The organism is Micromonospora sp. NBC_00858 (genome assembly GCF_045207365.1).
GTDB lineage: Bacteria > Actinomycetota > Actinomycetes > Mycobacteriales > Micromonosporaceae > Micromonospora.
Genome location: NZ_CP108828.1, coordinates 4,400,342 through 4,418,336, shown reverse-complemented (window position 1 = coordinate 4,418,336; position 17,995 = coordinate 4,400,342). Strand labels below are relative to the sequence as shown.

At 65.5% G+C, this 17,995-nt stretch carries 21 protein-coding genes and 2 pseudogenes; 9 read left to right on the top strand and 14 right to left on the bottom strand.

Translation table 11 applies throughout. The annotated features are described in order from the left end of the window. Positions 1-10: 10 nt before the first annotated feature. On the bottom strand, positions 11-850 hold the full coding sequence (locus tag OG990_RS20520; protein WP_406076823.1) for a hypothetical protein: 840 nt from the start codon (positions 848-850) through the stop codon (positions 11-13). A gap of 233 nt (positions 851-1,083) precedes the next feature. Next, a pseudogene (locus tag OG990_RS20515) lies at positions 1,084-2,315 on the bottom strand (IS110 family transposase). Positions 2,316-2,851: 536 nt separating this feature from the next. On the opposite strand from OG990_RS20515, the gene OG990_RS20510 reads away from it, so the two are divergent. Then, positions 2,852-3,166 carry a hypothetical protein gene (locus OG990_RS20510; protein ID WP_406076822.1) on the top strand — a complete coding sequence of 105 codons (315 nt, stop codon included), beginning with the start codon at positions 2,852-2,854 and terminating at the stop codon, positions 3,164-3,166. Between the two features lie 184 nt (positions 3,167-3,350). Here the strand turns inward: OG990_RS20510 and OG990_RS20505 are convergent, their stop codons facing one another. The 4 genes from OG990_RS20505 to OG990_RS20490 form a co-directional block, all read right to left on the bottom strand. Further along, positions 3,351-3,737, bottom strand: a complete 387-nt coding sequence (locus OG990_RS20505) for a hypothetical protein (RefSeq protein WP_406076820.1) — start codon at positions 3,735-3,737, stop codon at positions 3,351-3,353. Positions 3,738-3,895: 158 nt separating this feature from the next. Next, the gene (locus OG990_RS20500; protein WP_406076818.1) at positions 3,896-4,306 is read right to left on the bottom strand and encodes a hypothetical protein; all 411 of its coding nucleotides are present in this window, start codon (positions 4,304-4,306) and stop codon (positions 3,896-3,898) included. 136 nt (positions 4,307-4,442) lie between these two features. Beyond that, positions 4,443-5,756, bottom strand: a complete 1,314-nt coding sequence (locus OG990_RS20495) for a hypothetical protein (protein ID WP_406076817.1) — start codon at positions 5,754-5,756, stop codon at positions 4,443-4,445. A gap of 109 nt (positions 5,757-5,865) precedes the next feature. After that, positions 5,866-6,645 (bottom strand): transposase family protein, encoded by a 780-nt coding sequence (locus OG990_RS20490; RefSeq protein ID WP_406076815.1) that lies wholly within the window; start codon positions 6,643-6,645, stop codon positions 5,866-5,868. Between the two features lie 1,074 nt (positions 6,646-7,719). Between OG990_RS20490 and OG990_RS20485 the strand changes: the two genes are divergently transcribed. After that, on the top strand, positions 7,720-8,064 hold the full coding sequence (locus OG990_RS20485) for a hypothetical protein (protein ID WP_406076814.1): 345 nt from the start codon (positions 7,720-7,722) through the stop codon (positions 8,062-8,064). Positions 8,065-8,303: 239 nt separating this feature from the next. Further along, positions 8,304-8,684 carry a hypothetical protein gene (locus OG990_RS20480; protein ID WP_406076813.1) on the top strand — a complete coding sequence of 127 codons (381 nt, stop codon included), beginning with the start codon at positions 8,304-8,306 and terminating at the stop codon, positions 8,682-8,684. A 149-nt stretch (positions 8,685-8,833) separates the two neighbouring features. Here the strand turns inward: OG990_RS20480 and OG990_RS20475 are convergent, their stop codons facing one another. After that, complete coding sequence (locus OG990_RS20475) at positions 8,834-9,028, bottom strand: hypothetical protein (RefSeq protein ID WP_406076811.1); 195 nt, start codon at positions 9,026-9,028, stop codon at positions 8,834-8,836. Positions 9,029-9,120: 92 nt separating this feature from the next. Further along, on the bottom strand, positions 9,121-9,336 hold the full coding sequence (locus OG990_RS20470; protein WP_406076809.1) for a winged helix-turn-helix domain-containing protein: 216 nt from the start codon (positions 9,334-9,336) through the stop codon (positions 9,121-9,123). Positions 9,337-9,778: 442 nt separating this feature from the next. Between OG990_RS20470 and OG990_RS20465 the strand changes: the two genes are divergently transcribed. After that, entirely contained in the window at positions 9,779-9,997 is a 219-nt protein-coding gene (locus tag OG990_RS20465; RefSeq protein ID WP_406076808.1) for a flavin reductase, read from the top strand. After that, entirely contained in the window at positions 9,994-10,167 is a 174-nt protein-coding gene (locus OG990_RS20460) for a hypothetical protein (protein ID WP_406076807.1), read from the top strand. The genes OG990_RS20465 and OG990_RS20460 overlap by 4 nt, the downstream gene beginning before the upstream one ends. A gap of 233 nt (positions 10,168-10,400) precedes the next feature. Here the strand turns inward: OG990_RS20460 and OG990_RS20455 are convergent. Beyond that, positions 10,401-11,018 (bottom strand): annotated as a pseudogene (locus tag OG990_RS20455) (site-specific integrase); the annotation flags it as partial. A gap of 161 nt (positions 11,019-11,179) precedes the next feature. On the opposite strand from OG990_RS20455, the gene OG990_RS20450 reads away from it, so the two are divergent. Next, positions 11,180-11,788 carry a DinB family protein gene (locus tag OG990_RS20450; RefSeq protein ID WP_406076805.1) on the top strand — a complete coding sequence of 203 codons (609 nt, stop codon included), beginning with the start codon at positions 11,180-11,182 and terminating at the stop codon, positions 11,786-11,788. Positions 11,789-12,532: 744 nt separating this feature from the next. Here the strand turns inward: OG990_RS20450 and OG990_RS20445 are convergent. Then, positions 12,533-13,021, bottom strand: a complete 489-nt coding sequence (locus tag OG990_RS20445) for a cupin domain-containing protein (protein WP_406076804.1) — start codon at positions 13,019-13,021, stop codon at positions 12,533-12,535. A 111-nt stretch (positions 13,022-13,132) separates the two neighbouring features. Between OG990_RS20445 and OG990_RS20440 the strand changes: the two genes are divergently transcribed. Continuing rightward, positions 13,133-13,609, top strand: coding sequence for an RrF2 family transcriptional regulator (locus tag OG990_RS20440; RefSeq protein WP_406076803.1), 477 nt, complete (start codon positions 13,133-13,135; stop codon positions 13,607-13,609). A 21-nt stretch (positions 13,610-13,630) separates the two neighbouring features. On the opposite strand, the gene OG990_RS20435 is transcribed toward OG990_RS20440, so the two are convergent. Further along, entirely contained in the window at positions 13,631-14,227 is a 597-nt protein-coding gene (locus OG990_RS20435; RefSeq protein ID WP_406076802.1) for a TetR/AcrR family transcriptional regulator, read from the bottom strand. A 92-nt stretch (positions 14,228-14,319) separates the two neighbouring features. Here OG990_RS20435 and OG990_RS20430 point away from each other — a divergent pair, with 92 nt between their 5' ends. Further along, positions 14,320-15,252, top strand: a complete 933-nt coding sequence (locus OG990_RS20430; protein ID WP_406076800.1) for an SDR family oxidoreductase — start codon at positions 14,320-14,322, stop codon at positions 15,250-15,252. Between the two features lie 123 nt (positions 15,253-15,375). Beyond that, positions 15,376-15,768 carry a VOC family protein gene (locus OG990_RS20425; RefSeq protein ID WP_406076799.1) on the top strand — a complete coding sequence of 131 codons (393 nt, stop codon included), beginning with the start codon at positions 15,376-15,378 and terminating at the stop codon, positions 15,766-15,768. A gap of 248 nt (positions 15,769-16,016) precedes the next feature. On the opposite strand, the gene sigJ is transcribed toward OG990_RS20425, so the two are convergent. The 3 genes from sigJ to OG990_RS20410 all read right to left on the bottom strand — a co-directional run bounded on the left by sigJ (position 16,017) and on the right by OG990_RS20410 (position 17,841). After that, positions 16,017-16,901: an RNA polymerase sigma factor SigJ gene (sigJ, locus tag OG990_RS20420; protein ID WP_406076797.1), complete on the bottom strand. Its 885-nt coding sequence runs from the start codon at positions 16,899-16,901 to the stop codon at positions 16,017-16,019. Positions 16,902-17,014: 113 nt separating this feature from the next. Further along, a complete protein-coding gene (locus tag OG990_RS20415) occupies positions 17,015-17,377 on the bottom strand; it encodes a sigma factor (RefSeq protein WP_406076796.1) in 363 nt (120 codons plus the stop codon). 29 nt (positions 17,378-17,406) lie between these two features. After that, positions 17,407-17,841, bottom strand: a complete 435-nt coding sequence (locus OG990_RS20410) for a hypothetical protein (protein ID WP_406076794.1) — start codon at positions 17,839-17,841, stop codon at positions 17,407-17,409. Between the last annotated feature and the right edge of the window lie 154 nt (positions 17,842-17,995).

Here is a 17,995-nt window from a genome sequence, read left to right as displayed (position 1 = left end):
CGCGGCGATCTCATGGCGTAGAGGCTGGAGTGTCCGACTTAGGCGGCGGGTTTATATAGATCGGCGCCGCGTTCGTTGTGCTTGGCCGGGCCGCCTCTTTGGCAATCGCCTCGATCTGCTCCGGCGACATGGAGACACCGGCCAAGTGCACTGCCGTTGCTACCTTGACGGCGTCTCGAAGGGAGGGCGAAACGATGCTATTTGCCGAAACCATGCCAGCGATGAACTTTATCTCTCTGTCGCGATCATCGCGAAGCTTGTCGATCAGTTGCATCATCAACCCACGGGCATTGTCAGCGCGGCGGAAAAACAAATACCCAACACCCTGCGTAACAAGCCCAACTGCTCCCGAGATGGCTGCTGGTTCTGGGTCCTTTGGGTGGGTAAGCAGATAGACGCAAGCGGCAATAATGACACCAAAACCAACAACGGCGAATGCAATGCTTGCGATGAAGGTGACGAAGGCCTGTTGATGGCCCTGGGCGTAGTACTTGACAATCAGTCTGGCGTGACCGTCAGATTGTTGCTGCGCTATCTCGGCCAGAGCTTCCGAAGCTTCGCTACCGTTTCTGAGGTCAACATAAATGTTCTGGCTTGGCGAGACCGGGTTATTTTGCGGATCATTGCTTGCTTCGTCGGCTGGAGCAGTGTGCGATTCGTGGGAGGAGTTGGCAGAAGTGCCCTCAGGTGAAGCCCGCTCAGTCAGGCCCAGGGCCGATATGACTTCCGCCTCGACCGCCTTAGCCTTTCTGCGGCCAATCCTTTCCAGGAAGAACGAAAAGAACAGCCCTAACAAGGCCGCAGCGACCGGCGCAGCGTTGCCCAGTATTTCAATAGTGGAGTCTAGCAATGCCTGGCCCCGGCTCTGTGCGTGGTATGGCTGGTCTGCAAGCCGAGAGTGTGCTTCCTTCTGTTGGTTGAGTCAACGCTGAGTCGGCTGTGCGACAGCCGTCTTCGGTGGTGGGCGCTCTAGTTGAACGGAAATCGGAGCAGGTCATACGCGCCACGGGTCGGTGACTTACTCTGCCAACCGGGTCGATGCTGTCGACAGCAACGGTGACAGACATCCCATGAGCGCTGCGGTCAAGCGGCCGCCTTGTGGTGGTGCTCTTCGCGGTGTTGCCAGGCGGTGTTCTCGTCGTAGGGGGTGCCGGTTTTGAGGCAGCCGTGGAGGATGCCGACGAGGCGGTTGCCGAGTTGGCGTAGGGCGGCGTGGTGGCCGAGGCCGCGGTGGCGTTGCTGGTCGTAGTAGGCGCGGGCGCCGGGGGAGGCTTTCAGGGCGGCGAAGGCCTGCCGGCCGAGGGCGTCGATGAGCCGGTCGTTGTGCACGTAGCGGGCCAGCACAATCTTCTTCTTCCCGGACTGGCGGGTGATGGGGCTGGTGCCGGCGTAGTTGCGGCGGGCTTTGGCGTCGGCGTAGCGGGTGGTGTCGTCGCCGAATTCGGCAAGCACCCGGGCGCCGAGAATTCGGCCCAGGCCGGGCTGGCTGAGGTAGGTCTCAGCGTCCGGGTGCTGCCCAAAATGCGCCTCGACCTGCTCCTCCATTGCCTTGATCTGGATGTGCAGCGTGGTCAGGATCGCTACCTGGGCGCGGACGGTGGCCGCGTACGCCGCGGTGACCACACTGGCGGCTGGCCCAGTTGCGGGGCGCGCAGCGCCGCCCGTAGCTTCTCGGCTTTGGCCGGCACGTCGCGGCGGCGGGCTCGCTTGAGCGCAGCGGCGATCTGCATGGTCGTTAGGCGGGCCGCCGATGTTGGGTCAGGGGCCTTGCCGAGCAGGTGCAGGGTGTCGGCGGCGGCGAGTTCGTCGAACGCGGCCAGGGCGGCGGGGAAGAACTCCCGCAGCGTCTGCCGCAGCCGCAATGTGTGGCGGGTGCGTTCCCAGATCAGCGTCTGGTGCGCCCGAGCCACCACCTTGACCGCCTCGGCCTGTTCGCTGTCGCCGGCGACCGGGCGCAGCTGATGCCGGTCGGTGCGCACCATGTCGGCCAAGGCGTGCGCGTCACCAGCATCACTCTTCGCACCCGACACCCCGCGCCGTTCCCGGTAACGGGCCACCTGCAGCGGGTTGATCGCGTATATCTGGTAGCCGGCGGCGATCAGTGCCTGCACCCACGGGCCCCGGTCGGTTTCGATGCCGACCACCACCTGAGCCGACTCATCGCTCTCGCCCAACTGCTCGCCGATCAGCGCGTGCAGGCGGGCGATGCCGGCAATCCCTTCCTCAAGTTTGGCCTTGCCCAGCCGCCGGCCCGTCTCGTCCTGCACCTCGACGTCGTGGTGGTCCTCGGCCCAGTCGTCTCCCACGAACAGCACATCAGCCTCCCAAGTCCACAGCGGACCTCAGGCAGCCTCCGGGAGACCTCCGCGAGCTAATGAACAAGTGCTCACGCCGGCGAGCGGCGGGCACGACATCCCATCAGCGGTCCCGCCTCCCGACCACCGGCAGGGGCACGATCTGTCACTAGGACTGCGATCGCGTCCTGCAACCGCGAGTGCTCACCCGCCAGCGGCTACCGGACCCGAGTCTGCCGCAACCGACCCGGTAACTCTCATTAGCAACCGGCGCGGACGAAGACACCCAGCAAGGACCGACGCAGGACGGTCGCCCGAGGCCGGTGACGCCGACGGACCCCGCCGGATAGAGCGCCCAGAACTTACAAACGAGGGGTCGTAGGCGAGGTTGACCCCTACGTGACCCCAACCTGCCGCCAGGACAGCACGACGAGCCAAGCCAGCAGCGGACCGCTGCCGAGGCAGGGACGGTTGGCCACGGCCGGGCGCGTGTCCTCTTAATCCGCTGCGCGGCCCGCGGCTCGCTCGGCAACGGCATGCCGCCTACCATGGAGGCCGTGATGTCCGAGCCCGAACAGCGGCTCCTTCAACGCGGCTTGGCGATTGAGGAGGGGGACCTAGGCCGCAGCGATGAGCCTGACGTAGTCGGTTATGTAGTCCTCAGGCCGAGCGATGGTGGCGCGACGGTTCACGCCATGGTTGTGCCGGGACTTTCTGATGATCGGCGTGCTGGCTTCGCTGGGTGGCTTGAGGGGCGCATCGACAGGTTTTTCGAGCACGGGCCGGAGCCGGACGGCTGGCAACGTCGCCAGTCGGACGGTGACTGGCAGGTCTGGGCGAGAGAGGTTCAGCTTCCTAGCCTCGAAGACTGAGTTGGTCCGGCCCGGCATCGAGGACGACCAGACTGACGAGCACGGCAGCGTGGGGCACACAGGGGGCACAAGAGACCGTCAAACGTCGTGAACCAGTGAGCAGCTACGGCAGCCTCAGGAGCCGTGTGAGCAGGTGTCAGAGGGCGTTACCGCAGGTTGCGGGACGGTGCGTCTTAGTTCCGCTTCAACTCAACGCGAAGTCTTTGATGCCAGTTGCTATGGCGGACACGCCTCCGATCAAGCCCGACACTGTGGCGAGCTTGGCGCTGGGTGTGGCCCATGTACCTCGGCTGAACGCCGCCCACCGGCTGGAGTAGAACAACATCTTGAACTTTTGCCACCGATGCTCGCGAAGGTGGCAACCGAGCAGCAGCCCACGCGAGTTGTTCCGGCAGAAGCCACCGCGGCTTCGGGTCGCGGCTCCACACCAGGCAGGCGCTTGGAAGAGCGACCAGAGCACGACCGCACCCGACAACAGGTACAGCACTCCAGGACCCACCTCGGTCGTCCACCAGGCGGTGAGCAGCAAGGCCAACGCGACGAGGCCCCAATACCGGCGAAGGATCTTCATGGACGATCAGTAACGTATGCACTGCTGCCGGTAAACAGGACCGACAGAAGCCGACACACCCATCGGGGCGTCTCTGGGCCGTCCGGGCCGTCGCGAGGCCGTCAGAGGCCGACCAAAGCCAACCAACGACGACCATTAACACCCGAAGAGACAGCAGGTCAGCCGCTATGCGACAGCGGCTGGCCTGGTGGGCGACGGACGAGTCGACCTGTACGCCGGAGACTGTGCGGCTGCAGGCCCGGGGTGGAGGCGATCTGGCGGCCTGCTAGGTCTGAAGGAGGGGTGAAGGTGACGTCGGTGGGCATGGCAAGATCTCTGGCCGCCTCTGTCGTCAGCTTGAGTCGCAGCCGCGTTTCGGTTATCTCGCACTCTATGACGCCGCCGTGGTGGGTTGCCTGGCCAGGGTCGACGAGGAGACAGTAGGTCCCGAGGTCGGCCTCCTCCAGGTCCTCGTCGTCGGCCTCCTCTAGGTCCTCGTCATCAGGCTCCATGAACAGCAGTGACCACGACTCTGGGTCGGTGCTCTCGCGCAGTCCGATGACATAGACGAAGTCTTCGTCTTCGCCCACGTCCCGCAGGTGGGGGGTACAAACGCGGGCTGCGCAGTGAAGGCCATTGCCTCGTATCGTCCGGCCAGGTGTCGGTGCGTGGATCTTGCCGGCGGCAGAGACGCTGCGCAAGCCCTCGCGGGAAGTGCTTGTGCTCTCACTTCCACGGAACAGGCGCCACCTGGTGGGCGCTTCCCGTCAACTGGCGCAAATCGCGGTAGCTGCCGCGGTAGTCGAGAGTCTGAAGAATCAACAGCGCGAGGAAATGCCGAGTGAGCGCCCAAGCCTCGGTGATGAGGTCAGCGATGTGATACACCAGTCCAGGCAGATCTGTGGGATGCACGAGACGGTTGCGCATCTGAGTGGCAACATCTGCCGCATCCAACGCGCGGCCCTGTCTCGCTAGCTCAGCCTTGGCAAACGCATCCAACGCAGGTGATATGGCCGCGTCGAGGTCGGCCGGGATGCCTGCCATGTTCAGCACCTTGCGGAGTCGCTCGTGCCCGTCCAAATCGCGGTAGCTGGATTTACTCATGTGTCTGTCGACCACGAGTCTGTGCCAGGTGAAATGCTCGATCCCAGCGAAGCCGATCATAATTCGCTGCTCTACGAACCCTGTCGGCACAATGGAAGCGATGGCAAACATCATCTGAAATTGAAGTTGCTCGCCGAGCGGTGAGTCCATCAGTGCCGGCACCGCTAGTTGAAGATACGAGTCGAAGTCGGCCCCTTGGAAGTCGGACCACCACCCGGGACTGATGCTGCGTGCGGGATCGCAGTGAGGGACGCGCCATTGCTTCCACACGACTCGCCCCGACCCGTCGTAACCTATTGGGAGTGCTGGCGCAACGTGACAGCCCATGGCGAAAGAGAAAGCCATATGCAGGGCCGTGGCGAGCGACTTCAAATCGTCAACGCCGTATTCGCTACCGTCGGCTCTGGTTACTTCCATGACATGGGTCATGAGAAACTTCTCGGACTCATGCAGGCCGGCCCACACCGCATCGTAGTCAGGCCGCCGATCGAGTCGCAGCACCCATCCGGCGATCGATAGTTCCCACCTGTAGCTATCGGCCGCACTGTTGTTGCTTGAATGCAGGCGCCGCGCTGCACGTAGTCGAGGAAGGTTGAACCAATGGAGCTTGGCTTTTGCTAACCGGACCTCCTTGGATCCGAGTTCCGCCTCATTGATCCACCCCTCGTCCCAGTTGCGCGCGAAAGCCTCAATGGGATCACTCTTGAATGCCCCGTTGAGGCCGAGATTTAGCGGGCGTGGTCCAAATGCCATGGAGCCCGACGGTTTGGCGATCCATACAACGCTTAGTTTTGATGCGGTATTCATTCGAATTTCGCCTTGTAATGGACGATCCGCAATCCCCGAAATTTGCCCCTTATAGAGTCGGACTGGTTTGTCGGGAGCATTATATCGGTAGAAGGGTGTGATGGTTTCGTCGCCGCCTGCATTAGTCACGCCCTGAGGATATGAACAGTTAGCGCCGTTGCCTAGATGGCACAGTGACACGGGAGCTAAAGGACGTCTCGTAACTCACCGAAGGTGTTGCCCCGCCCGGGCTGGTGGTTCAGCCGGCGAGGATGATGTTGTGGAGATGGGCGATGCCGGAAGAAGCGTCGGTCAATGTGTGGGCGGCGCGGCGGTAGTCGCGGAGGATCTTGAAGCACTTCATCCTGGCCAGGGCGTGTTCCACCTGTGCTCGGACGGTGCGGTGCTGTCTGTTCAGGTCTGCCTTCCACTCGGGTAGCTCGCTGTCGTCGGCTGGCTTGCGGTACGGGATGATCACCTCTGGGTTGCCGCGGTAGGCGCCGTCGGCCATGACCGGCCGTCCGGCCAGCTTCTGGTCGATGCCGCTGGTCCGGTAGACGATGGTGTCGTTGCGGTTGCCGGGTTGTGGGTCGCCGAGGGCCACCACGAGGCGGGTGTGGGCGTCGATGGCGACCTGCAGGTTCGTCGAGTAGCGGTAGTTCTTGCTCGGGGCGGCCAGGCGGTGGTCCCGGGTCGGGATGAGGGTGCCGTCGACGATCGCGATCTGGTCGACCCGGCGCCGGCGAATCGGGGCCAGGGCCAGCAGCGGGCCGAGGGTGTCGATGACCCGGTGAGCGGCGGAGTGCGACACCCCGAACAACGGGCCGATCTGGCGCATCGTCAGGTTCGTCCGCCAGTACGCGGCGACCAGCAGCACCCGGTCGGCCAGGTCGAGAGCCCACTGCCGGCCTGGCCGGCCGTCAGCGATCGCGTCACCGCCACGCTCGGCGACCAGGTGGACCAGCCGGCGGAACTGGGCGGGCTGCAGTCCAGTGAACGGAAAGATCCACTCCGGGTGCCTCGCGGTGATCACCTGCACCCAGACATCCTCGATGACCGTCCTCAGCAGACAGACGCCGGGATTACGAGACGTCCCTTAGGGAGACCGGCGTACCCGGGGAGGGCGGGCCAGTAGCGCCAACAGCGACAGCGTCGAACAGGGGTGACCCCAGTGCGACCCCAACCGGCCGCAAGACGAGCACGGCCAGCACGGCAGCCCAGCAGGCATAGCCGAGGCCAGAGGGTTTGGCCATGGCCCAGAGGCAGCACTCTTAATCCGCTGGTCCGATGGGATACCGGACGGTGTAGCAGCGGCTGTAGCAACGGGCGGACGACGGCGCACGATCACGTGCAACGGGCGGGTCGAACGGAGGCTGGCCGGCCGGAGCTGGACGTGGTCGACGGGCTGTCCAGAACTTACAAGCGAGGGGTCGGGGCAGGCGGAGGTACCTGTAGACGTCGTCGACGATTGTCTGGTCCAAGCCGTAGCGGGACCGGCTATCCAGTCGATACCAGTTGGCGAGCATCGGACGGGCCATCAAGATCAGGCCGTCTCCAGGCCGTCTGAGGTGAACCAGCAGTGACGACCAATGACCATCGATGACGCGTCCCGGCCCGGGTCAGAGAGCATCTCGCCCGGTTCGGATGGCTACGTCCACCGCCGAAATCAATACAACGCCAAGTGGCATCAGGATCGAGGCCAACGGCAGGCGGGGACACCGAACATCGCCTGATCTTGGCTAGGGTGCTTCGAATGGAACCCTCCACCGTCGATCCAGGCGTCCCGCTTAGGAGCCTGTGCTGCTGCCTCACGCTGTTCGTCGGCGGCCCACTTCTCATCCTGCTAAGCCGTGTTGGCCAGAAGAAGAGTCGTCCGTCTAGCCGCCCGGGTCAGGACGCGACGCGAGCCGACGACAGCCGACGTGCGGGCGGGTGACCAATTGAGTGACGATCGCGACGGACGTCCGCGGACGAGTACGTATAGCGAAGGACCGTCGTAGCAGCTCAGTCGGCGTAGAGCAGCAGGTGACAGAGGCGTGTTGGTTGCCTGGGGTCAAGGAGTCTGCCGGGGCACACATCGGGCACCAGTCTCGGCATGGGCGAGGATTGCTCCATGGCTAACGCTCCGCGGGCAAGACGCTGCTCCATCCAGCATCGGTGGGGAAGCAGTGAGGATGCGTCATCGGTCGACCAGCTCGCCGATCTGCTCGACGAGCTAGAGGTCGAGGACCCAGAGCATCCTGACGTGTGGATCAGCGATAACGAGGCTGGGTACAGCGTGTCGGCGTTCGAGGGCAGCCGAGGGCTTGTGATCTGGGAGGATCACGACGAAGTCCGCGGCCCGCTGCACATGGATGGCTACTCCCGGGCCGGGATGCTGGACCTGTTCAGGATGGTCTTGAAGGGGCGAGCGGCCGAGGTCGATTCGCTGCCCTGGTTGCCGGGATACGGGAACTGACCGCGACCGTGACGGTGAGAGTTCACAGCGAAACGTCGGCGTGCCCGATGTGTGCCCGATGCAGCGGTCCGCAACGGCCTACAAGGGCACCTCGGCGCCCGGGACCTGGTCATCCACTAGGCAGCGCGGCCTACTCACGGTGTGAATCAACCCGATTCCCAAGCTGATGCTTGGCACCCTCCAAACTGACGGTGGGGTAGAGGTCGACGGAGCCGCTCCTGGTCAGGGAGCATGTAGCCGTGAGTTTTGATCTTGTGGTCCTGGCGGTCGAGCCTTCCACGGCGGCAGACGATGCGCGGCAGATGGCCGATCACTGCACCGGCATGGAACACCGAGACGGCGAGCTTGACCAGCGCATCGTCTCCTTCTACGAGGAACTGCGTGCGCGCTTCCCGGATCATCCGCCGTACGACCCGGAGTCGCCCTGGATGTCGGCACCTCTCGATGTCGGCTTCGACCACGTGAGCATGAACATCAGCTACTCACCGCGGGGCAGCGAGGCGATAGACGTCATCCTGGATCTGGCGGAGCAGCACGGCCTGGTCATCTACGACCCTCAGGGTGACGAGGTCACCGGCTTACGTGGGGACTACGAGGTCCCGGTGGGACTGGGTGACTAACTGAGTGACGACCGGGACCGACGTCGGCGGACAACCGTGGACGCCGGAGGACGGTTCTCGCAGCTCACCTGTCGTGGGGAAGCAGGTCGGGCAGATGTGTTGGTTGCCTGGGGGTCAAGGAGTCGTCGGTTTTAAACTGGCGGTGCTTGCTACTGGTCGTCGCCATCGTCGTCTCGCATCAGGCGGTCAAGGTCCTCAGGGCGCAACCGCTTGATCTGGGTTTCCAGTTTGCGGCTGTACTGGCGATCGTTGGGATCCATCCCGTTGCGAGATCGAGAGCTGCGGCCATACTGCTTGAGGAAGCCGCCCAGCTCTCGACGTATCCGTTCCCGCCGGCCCGACATGGATCGCACTCTAGGCCCCGAAAGGCGACGCTCGCGTTCCATAATCGCGGTCGACAAGGGTCCAGGTCCCGGCGGCTGGCTGTAGGAGGAATCTACTCAGCGACGAAGACGCCCACGCCCGGCAGGGTTTCGGTCATTCCCTTGATCCGTAGCACCTGCATGGCTCGGTCGATTACGGGCTCAGTGACGCCGTAGTGCTCGATCAACTCTCGCCGGCTGGGCAGCTTGGAGCCCGGCCGGAACTCGCCGGACTTGATGCGTTCGGCGAGGTCGTCGGCGATCTGCTCATAGCGGTAACGCGGTGGCACAGTGTTCCCCTCGGTTGGCAACACGAGTAGACCACCTACGTCAGCCCTTGACTACCCAACGGTACCTGTGGGAGGTTGCCGAGGAGGTCGATTCCCTCGGTTGGCGCTGTGGGCCGCCCTCGCCGGCGTGGATGTCCGGCGCATCCCCCGCGATCGGGCATCCACGCCTCCTGATAGCTGCGGCACGAGGAGGCGGCAGTGCTCTCTTCGATCTCCCCAACTCGGCGGTTTGCGCCCTCGACCGCTGCGGCGAGCCGATGAAGCGGATCTCTTACGACGAGTACGTCCTGGCAGCAGCGCTCACCCTCGCCCGGCGCCACCGCCCGGTCTGGTCATGGCGGCACTGGCGACGCATCTGCCGCTGTGGCGCGGACCTGCCGTGCCGCAGCCGTCACCGCATCCCGATAAACCGCGGCCACTGGCCCAGCCAGGACGGCGCCCGATGACCACTCACCACCCGATCACGCCGGCCTGGACGTGCGGCGGCTGCGGTGCCGACTGGCCCTGCCAGACCCGGAGGCGGGAGCTGCGAGCGGACTACGACAGAGCCCAGGTATCCCTCGCCCTCTACCTGGCCGCCCAGCTCGTCGACGCCGCCCAGGACCTGCCCCACGTCCCCGCCGGCCACCTGCATCACCGATTCCTCGGCTGGACCCGATGAGCATCCTGCGACCCGGTGACGAGAAGTTCCACTACAGCGACGGTTCCCACCGGTGGATCCCGCCGGCCCCCGACTACGACCAGGAGGTCTGGAACGAGCAGGTCCGCCAGCACAAGCAAGGCCACCTGAGAAACGAGCGCCCCAAGGTCCGCATCCAGCGCCTTGTCTGACGCCAGCAGTACAGCAACGAAGTACAGCAGCCGTGCCAGCCGAACCCGACCGAGATGGGCGCCAGCAGGCCGTTTGACCTCGCGTCAAGCCCGATCCGACCGGCTCGCCGAGAGTTCACACCGAAGAGGTCGCTGGTTCGATACCAGCATCGCCCACGCAGGTCAAAGGCCACTTCCCGGCTTCGGGAGGTGGCCTTTCTGCTTGTGTGCAGCAGCTAAGTGCAGCAGCCCGGCTATTGCGTTAGCGATTCGCCGAGGCGCTTGAGTGCGTCCCTGGTCGCTCTCGACGAGACCTGGGTGTAGATCTCCATCGTCACCGAGAAGCGGGCGTGCCGGAGGATCTGCATGGCAACTCGCGGGTGGACGTCGAGGTCGGCCAGGAGCGTGGCGCAGGTCCGCCTCGCGTCGTGGACGGTGATCAGCTTGACTCCTGCCTTGTCGCATCGGGTCTGCCAGGATCGCTGGAAGTTGCGGGGCTCGATGGGTGTGCCATAGCGGGTGGTGAACACGAGGTCGTTCTCGTGCCACGCCTTGCCGGCGGTTGCTCGGGCTTCGTCACGTTGCTCGCGTCGCAGCTTCAACGCGGTCAGGCAGATGTCGGGCAGGGGCAGGTTGGCGTCGGACGCCTGGGTCTTGGTGTCGCGGTGCAGGAGTTGCCCGCGCACGCGTTGCAGTTGGCGGCCGATTGTCAGCTCTCCGGCGTCGAGGTCGACGTCCTCCCCGGTGAGTCCCAACGCCTCGCCTTTGCGCAGACCGACGACGAGGACCAGGGCGTAGGCGGCGTAGAGCGGGTCCTCGTCGTGGCGGGCGGACTCCAGGAACGTGCGGGCCTCGTGGCAGCTCGACTGTCCGAATGTCTGTCGTATGGGGTTCTCCGCGGCTTCGGACACAAGTTGAACCTCGGGCCTGGCACTGCAGATCGTCGTCGGATTCGTGTCGGCGAGTTACGAACCACGGCGCTGTGAGGTCCCAGAAGTGCTCCGCTCGCTGTCGGATGGCAAGCTCGTGTCCCATGATCGATGATTTCGCGAAGGACTGCCTGCATGGCCGGCTCAAAGGGATCCGGGAGGCACTGGTCTGGAAGCTCGACGGCCTGTCCGAGTACGACATCCGGCGTCCCCTGACAGCGACGGGGACCAACCTCCTCGGCCTGGTGAAGCACATGGCGACGTTGGAGGCCTGGTATTTCGGTGAGGTCTTCGGCCGCCCTTCCCCGGATGCGCTGGGGCGATGGCAGGACGCGGACGGCAGCGACCTGTGGGTGACCCCGGACGAGACCCGCGAACAGATCACCGACTTCTATCAGCGTGCCTGGGGGCATGCGGACGCGACGATTCAAGCGCTTCCCCTCGACGCGCCCGGACACGTGCCGTGGTGGTCGCGGTCGGACGTCAAGCTGTTCGCCATCATGATCCACGTCCTTCAGGAGACCACCCGGCATGCCGGACACGCCGACATCCTGCGTGAGCAACTCGATGGCCGCACCGGGATGAGGCCTGAGTACGAGGAGCAGATCGACACGGCGGCCCGCGAGGCGTACCGGGCGAAGATCGAGCGGGCTGCGCAGGAAGGGGCGGGCGGCTCGCGTCATGCCGGCCTGTCCGACACGCATGGTGCATAGTGCCGCATCGTAGAGCTGCTGCGCCACGATGGTCGTCGAGAGAGATCTGGGAGACGAGCTTGCTAGCGAGACCCGTCCGCACCCAAGCATGCCGACGACTGCCCCCACTCGAAGCAGCGCAAATAGTTGTCGATGCATGTCGAGGCCCCGACCTGACCTTGTAAAGGTCAGAAGCCCGTTACCGGAGTAGTCGGTAACGGGCTTCGCTGTATGTGTGACTTGCATTGGGAACAGCGGCGGAAGTGGCGGTCCCGGTCGGGCCACTGCTGGCGCGATCCGATTGACCGCCCTCTGAACTCCCAAGCAGCGATCGCGGCCGATCGAGTGGCAGCCAACGTGCACCGCTGCTGACAGCAGCAGGCGTAACGCCTTTGGCATGGACTGCCCTGTCCGTGGTGGCCGTGGCTGCCGCCGTCACCTGGCGCGCGGTCCTGCCGTGATCGGCGACGAGTACGGCTGAGGGGCCTCGGTGACCCAGCTGTTGTGGTCGTGCACGCCCCACTGCCACAGCGCCGCCAGCACGGGCCGCAGTGATTGCCCACGCTCAGTGCAAGAGACGACCGTTCAGTTGGCAGGACCGCCGCCGCACCCCTTGGTTTCGGCGCTCATCTAGGTTGACATCTCCTGGCCCACAACCTCGCCACAATCACCGCAGTCGACGCCGCCGACGCCCGAGACCCCAGCCCTCCAAGCGATCCCGGGATACCGCCTCGGCCACACCCATGCACGGCCACCCCGCCGGAACTACTTCTTCAGGTCGAAGTGGTTAGCCGCGCGGCCTGCCCACACCGGGCTGTCCACGTAGTGGTTGTCGTAGCGGTCCTGGGTCTCGCCGACTTCCTGCCAGGTGGCTTCGCCCTGGTGCACCTTGTCGAGCAGTCGGTAGTAGTCGAACCGGGGCTTGCCGGGGGTGATTACGACGAGGAAGTCGACGTCCTGGTCGTCGGCGGGGGCGAAGGCATGCGGGGTGTTCGGCGGGACGAAGAGCACGTCTCCCTTGTGCAGGGTGTGCAGTTCGTCGCCGACGAGCATCTCGAGGGCGCCGTCGAGCACGAAGAACAGCTCGCCGGAGTGGGTGTGCAGGTGCGGCGGCGCGCCGTCGGTGCCGTGCTTGAGCAGGGTGCGGTTGCTGGTCAGGGCGCCGCCGGTGTGCTCGGGATCGAGCAGCAGCGTGATCACGCTGGCCGGGTCGCTGTCGAGAACCTCGGCCTGGGCTGCGCGTACCAGTGTCATTGTCGGCTCCTTCGTTGTTTGACTGTTTCCTGGACACTAGATGTCCAGGATTGCTCGGCGCTAGTGATCATGGCATGCGTCACAAATTCTGGACATGTAAAGTCCAGGACTATGCGGATGAGTCAGGGCGTCGAATGGGCCCTCCACACGTGCCTCAACCTGAGCTGGCTGGACGCCCCGGTGCCAACCGGCACCCTCGCGGCGTTCTACGAGCTGCCGCCGGCCTACCTGAACAAGCAGCTCCAGGCCCTGGTTCGGGCCGGGATCCTGACGTCGACCTCGGGGTCGCGCGGGGGCTTTCAGCTGGCCCGGGCCCCGGGGGCGGTCTCCCTGTTGGACATCGTGGCCGCGATCGAGGGCCCGGAGGAGCTGTTCCAGTGCGACCAGATCCTCAGCAAGGGGCCGGGGGAGCACGCGGGCGTCGATTATCGACAGTCCTGTGCGTTCGCCCAGGCCATGCGGGGTGCCGACCTGGCCTGGCGGCGGGAGTTGGCTGGCAAGACCGTGGCTGACGTCCGGGTCGACGTCGAGCGCGGGCACCCCGAAGCCCCGGCCAACACCCGGGCCAGGATCGCGGAACTTCGCTAGGACTATTGCTTTCCGCGCCGCTCAGCGTGGCTGTGTTTTGCCTTGTAGCTGCGGGCCGTGTTCGAGAGTCGCTAGGAAGCTGTCGGCTGCGTCCTGGACGCGGTCTTGGTCGCCTGTGGCCAGCAGGTCGAGCAGCAGCCCGCGGATCGTCGCGATCACCAGGGTGGCGGTGCGCGTCGCAGTCGCCACGTCGGTGCCCGGTCTTTGTGCGTCGACCAGGGCGCTCATCCAGTCGGCCACGACGCGCTCGAGGAACTCCGTGAACTGTTGCGGTGCCTGTAGAGCGCGTCCGTAGACCGCGAAGAACAGTCGGAACTCCGCCCACTGGCGCGGGTCGGAGGCGCGGGTCCAGACCGCACGCGCGGCCGCAGCCAGGTCAGGCTGGTCGCCGACCGCTTCGCTCGTGGCCGTGAAAGCACGCTCCCGCAACCGCCCGAGTATGGCCTCGAGCATCTGCTCCTTGGTGCCGAAGTGATGCACCAGCGTTGTGGTCGACACCCCGAGGGCGCGGGCCACCGGCCGCCACGACAGCTCGGCGAACCCGTGCTGCATCGCGTAGTCGACCGCGGCGTCGAGCAGGTCGGCCCGCCGCTGGTGGTTGACCGGCCGTCCCGTCATCGCTGCCTCGTGATCCCTCTGGGTTGCGGTTCCTAGAACGATCGTACTACATTCGTTCCTTGTACGGTCGTTCTAGGAACTGGGAGTTCCTCATGCGTGTGTTCGTTACCGGAGCGTCGGGCTGGGTCGGTCGAGGGCTCGTCCCCGAGCTAATCTCCGCCGGCCACAAGGTCACCGGACTGGCCCGCTCGGACGCGGCGGCCCAATCTCTGCGGGCGATGGGGGCCGAGGTCCGCCCGGGATCGCTCGACGACCTCGACGCCCTGCGCGACGCGGCCGCCGCCTCCGACGGCGTCGTCCACCTCGCGTTCAAGCACGACATGTTCTTCGCCGGCGACTTCGCCAGCGCCACCGACGCCGATCGCGCGGCGATCGACGCCTTCGGTGAAGCCCTCGCCGGCACCGGCAAGCCGTTCGTCATGGCCTCCGGCATGCTCGGCGTGCTCGGGCTGCCGTCCGGTGTCGTCGCCACCGAACGCGACGGGCTGGCCCCGGACACCGGCAGCACGGGCCCGATCAGCGGCGCCGGCGGACGGATGGCAAACGCCCGGCACGCTCTCACGCTCGCCGGCCACGGGGTCCGCTCCTCGATCGTGCGGCTCCCACCAGCCACGCACGGCAAGGGCGACAACGGCTTCACCGCCACCGCGATCGGCTTCGCGCGCCAGAAGGGCGCCGCTGCGTACGTCGGCGACGGCAGCAACCGCTGGCCCGCCGTCCACCGCGATGACGCCGCGCGACTGTTCCGCCTCGCGGTCGAGTCCGCGCCGCCCGGCTCAGTGCTGCACGCGGTCGGCGACGAGGGCGTGCCGATCCGTGTGGTCGCCGAGACTCTCGCCGCACATCTGCACCTTCCCGCAGTCTCCGTCAGCCCCGAGGAAGCTGGCGACAACGTCGGCTGGCTTGGCGGCCTCTGGGCAATCGACGGGCCTGCCTCGGCGCAGATCACTCGTGACCTTCTCGGATGGCAACCTGCGGGCCTCGGGCTGATCGCCGACCTCCAGCAGGGCCACTACTTCGCCTGAGTGCGGGCCCCGCCCACTGTTCGAGCACGCGACTGGGTGATAGGCCCAGCGACGTGGAAATCCGCATCTGTCGCAGTCCGAGCTCAGTGGCGAGCCGGACGAGATTTTCTCTAGGCTGCCCCGGTGCAGATCGACTTGGTTGCTCTGATCGTCGACGACTACGACACCGCGATCGAGTTCTTCGCTGGCGTGCTGGGTTTCGACCTCGTGGAGGACTCACCCTCACTGACGAATGACGGGAGACCCAAGCGGTGGGTCGTTGTTCGGCCGCCGGGTGCACAGACCGGAATTCTGCTCGCTCGTGCGGATGGAGACCGTCAACGCGCTGCTGTGGGTGACCAGGCAGCAGGGCGGGTCGGCTTTTTCCTCCGGGTCGACAACTTTGATGCCTCGTACGCGCGCTTGGTCGAAGCCGGGGTCACCTTCGTCCGAGCGCCGCGCACCGAGCCTTACGGCCGGGTCGCGGTCTTCCTCGATATCGCCGGTAACCGCTGGGATCTTCTCGGCGAGGGCTGACTCCCTTGACCCTGCGGTATCTGCCGCAGATTGTTCGTCCCGGTTCCCAGCCGGCGTTCCTCGCCGATGTCCTCTCCACCGAGGACCGCCCTCCGCGACCGGCGCTCCCATCCAGACGTGACTGACCCGTCTCATGTCACGGAGGTAGCCGCTCCGAGGGTGCCAGTCGACCTCAAGTCAGTCGGCTTCAGTCAGCGGGACTTTGTCGCCCCGATCGGCGTCGCCCTGCTGGTCACCGGCGCCGACGGTTACCGCTGGAACTGGGCTAGTTTCTGCGGGTTGAGGACGATCAGCACTCGTTCGATTCCGGCGGGTGAGGCGTCGATGGTGACCAACGCGACCGCTGTTCCGGGCCGCGACATGAGGATCGCGGCTTGGCCGTTGGATTCGACGATCTCCGTTGAGAGGTCGTGGCCGAACTTCCGGATCAGTCCCAGGATGTAACGCGCGACGTTGTCCCGTCCGACGATGGGTACCTGGGCGGCCCGTACGGTGCCGCCGCCGTCGGCATAGGAGGTGGCTGTTGTGGCGAGCAGTTCCTCGAGCCGGGTCAGCTCACCGGACCGGGCGGCGGCGAGAAAGGCACGCAGCAGGCGGCCGTGGTCGGCGCGGGCGACCGGATCGCGCCGCTGCTGGGCCAGGTGCGTACGGGCGCGTCGGCCGAGCTGCCGTGCGTACGCCTCGCTGATGTCGAGTACCTCGCCGATCCGCCGGAACGGGTAGTCGAACGCCTCGCGCAGCACGTACACCGCCCGCTCGGCCGGGGTGAGCCGTTCCAACAGGAGCAGCACGGCAAGTCCGAGTGACTCGTTCCGTTCGGCCTGGAGTGTCGGGTCGGCGGAGGTGTCGACGGGCTCGGGTAGCCACGGTCCGGGATACAGCTCGCGTCGGGCGCGAGCCGATGTCGCGGCGTTCAGAGCGAGCCGAGAAGTCGTCGTGACCAGGAACCCGATTGGGTCCCTTACCTGGCTGCGATCGGTCTGTTGCCACCGAAGCCAGGCTTCCTGCACGACGTCCTCGGCCTCCGCGACACTTCCGAGCATTCGGTAGGCGATGCCGAAGAGCCGCGGGCGGACCGCGTCGAACACCTCTAGCGCGCCGATCAGTGTCCCGTCTGTCCCTCGCCCTACCATGACCGCCCGCCTCGTCGCTTCTATCCCTGAATCTGCAGGTGATTTCGAACTACCGCCGATATCGCCACTGTCCGTTGGGCACCAGCGCATACAGATACCCCTACGCGGCCGGACTACAGCATTGGTGCATGGCGCCAGGCACCCCACCTCTGAGGTGGAGGGCCCGCAACATGGAGGCGACCTGCTCGATCGGCGGTCTGGCCACCGGAGCGGGGCGGCGACGAGTCGAGCAGACCGATACAGATCTGCACGAGCGTGCCGACGAGCCAAAGGAAGGGCCTGTCGATGCCGTCCTGTTTGTCGTCCGGCATCGTGTACCAGCCGGCGTACGTCTCCTGCACCGCGTGTTCGGCCACGTCGACCGAACCGAGCAGGTGATATGCGAGGTTCTTGAGGAGGCGTCGTTCGGCGACGACGACGCAGAACGTGCTGGGTAGCGCGTTTGACCGAGGTGGCCGGCGGGGTTCGGGAACCATCGTTTCTCCCACTGGTTGGTCCGGAAGGTTCAGTGGGCGGCCCGAGCCGACGCGAAGCCGCGCCGAGCCACTCGGCGGTCATGCAGCACCGTCAGCAGGATGATCACCAGGCCGATGAGCGCCACGGCCGCGTTTGCGGTGGTGAGGAGGATCGCCTCACCTACCGTCGCCTGCTCCATGTTCGTGATGTGGAAGAAGAAATGCGGCACCGCGAAGACCGAATAGGCACCTGCGGCAGGGATGACGAAGTGGGCCCTGGGTTTGACCGCCGCGATGCCCAGCAGCAGGGCGATCGCCAGTGATGCCGTACCGAAGTCCCGCGCGTAGTGCTCGCTGAACGGCGGCGTGAGGTCCACCGTCGGGAAGTTCGTGTAGAAGCTGGCCGGCCAGAACGCGTTCCAGGCCCCGACCACGAGGTTGTCGACAAACAAGATCGCCAGCGCGATGCGGATGATGATGGTCACGAGTTGTTGCTCCTTGCGCTGTCTCGGATGCCCGCCGCTGGTGGGCGAGTGTCACCAGGTACGGACCGAGCAGGTCTCCGATTCGTGACAGATGGCTCGGCGGCGAGCTCTGCTGTCACGGATCGGGGGGCCGCTCGGTCCAGTTCGCAGATGC

Bases quoted from the DNA above. Each gene is read 5' to 3' on its own strand.
- OG990_RS20505 (WP_406076820.1), bottom strand. From the start codon at position 3,737: ATGAAGATCCTTCGCCGGTATTGGGGCCTCGTCGCGTTGGCCTTGCTG.
- OG990_RS20485 (WP_406076814.1), top strand. From the start codon at position 7,720: ATGGCTAACGCTCCGCGGGCAAGACGCTGCTCCATCCAGCATCGGTGG.
- OG990_RS20475 (WP_406076811.1), bottom strand. From the start codon at position 9,028: ATGTCGGGCCGGCGGGAACGGATACGTCGAGAGCTGGGCGGCTTCCTC.
- OG990_RS20465 (WP_406076808.1), top strand. From the start codon at position 9,779: ATGACCACTCACCACCCGATCACGCCGGCCTGGACGTGCGGCGGCTGC.
- OG990_RS20460 (WP_406076807.1), top strand. From the start codon at position 9,994: ATGAGCATCCTGCGACCCGGTGACGAGAAGTTCCACTACAGCGACGGT.
- OG990_RS20450 (WP_406076805.1), top strand. From the start codon at position 11,180: ATGATCGATGATTTCGCGAAGGACTGCCTGCATGGCCGGCTCAAAGGG.
- OG990_RS20445 (WP_406076804.1), bottom strand. From the start codon at position 13,021: ATGACACTGGTACGCGCAGCCCAGGCCGAGGTTCTCGACAGCGACCCG.
- OG990_RS20440 (WP_406076803.1), top strand. From the start codon at position 13,133: ATGCGGATGAGTCAGGGCGTCGAATGGGCCCTCCACACGTGCCTCAAC.
- OG990_RS20435 (WP_406076802.1), bottom strand. From the start codon at position 14,227: ATGACGGGACGGCCGGTCAACCACCAGCGGCGGGCCGACCTGCTCGAC.
- OG990_RS20430 (WP_406076800.1), top strand. From the start codon at position 14,320: ATGCGTGTGTTCGTTACCGGAGCGTCGGGCTGGGTCGGTCGAGGGCTC.
- sigJ (WP_406076797.1), bottom strand. From the start codon at position 16,901: ATGGTAGGGCGAGGGACAGACGGGACACTGATCGGCGCGCTAGAGGTG.
- OG990_RS20415 (WP_406076796.1), bottom strand. From the start codon at position 17,377: ATGGTTCCCGAACCCCGCCGGCCACCTCGGTCAAACGCGCTACCCAGC.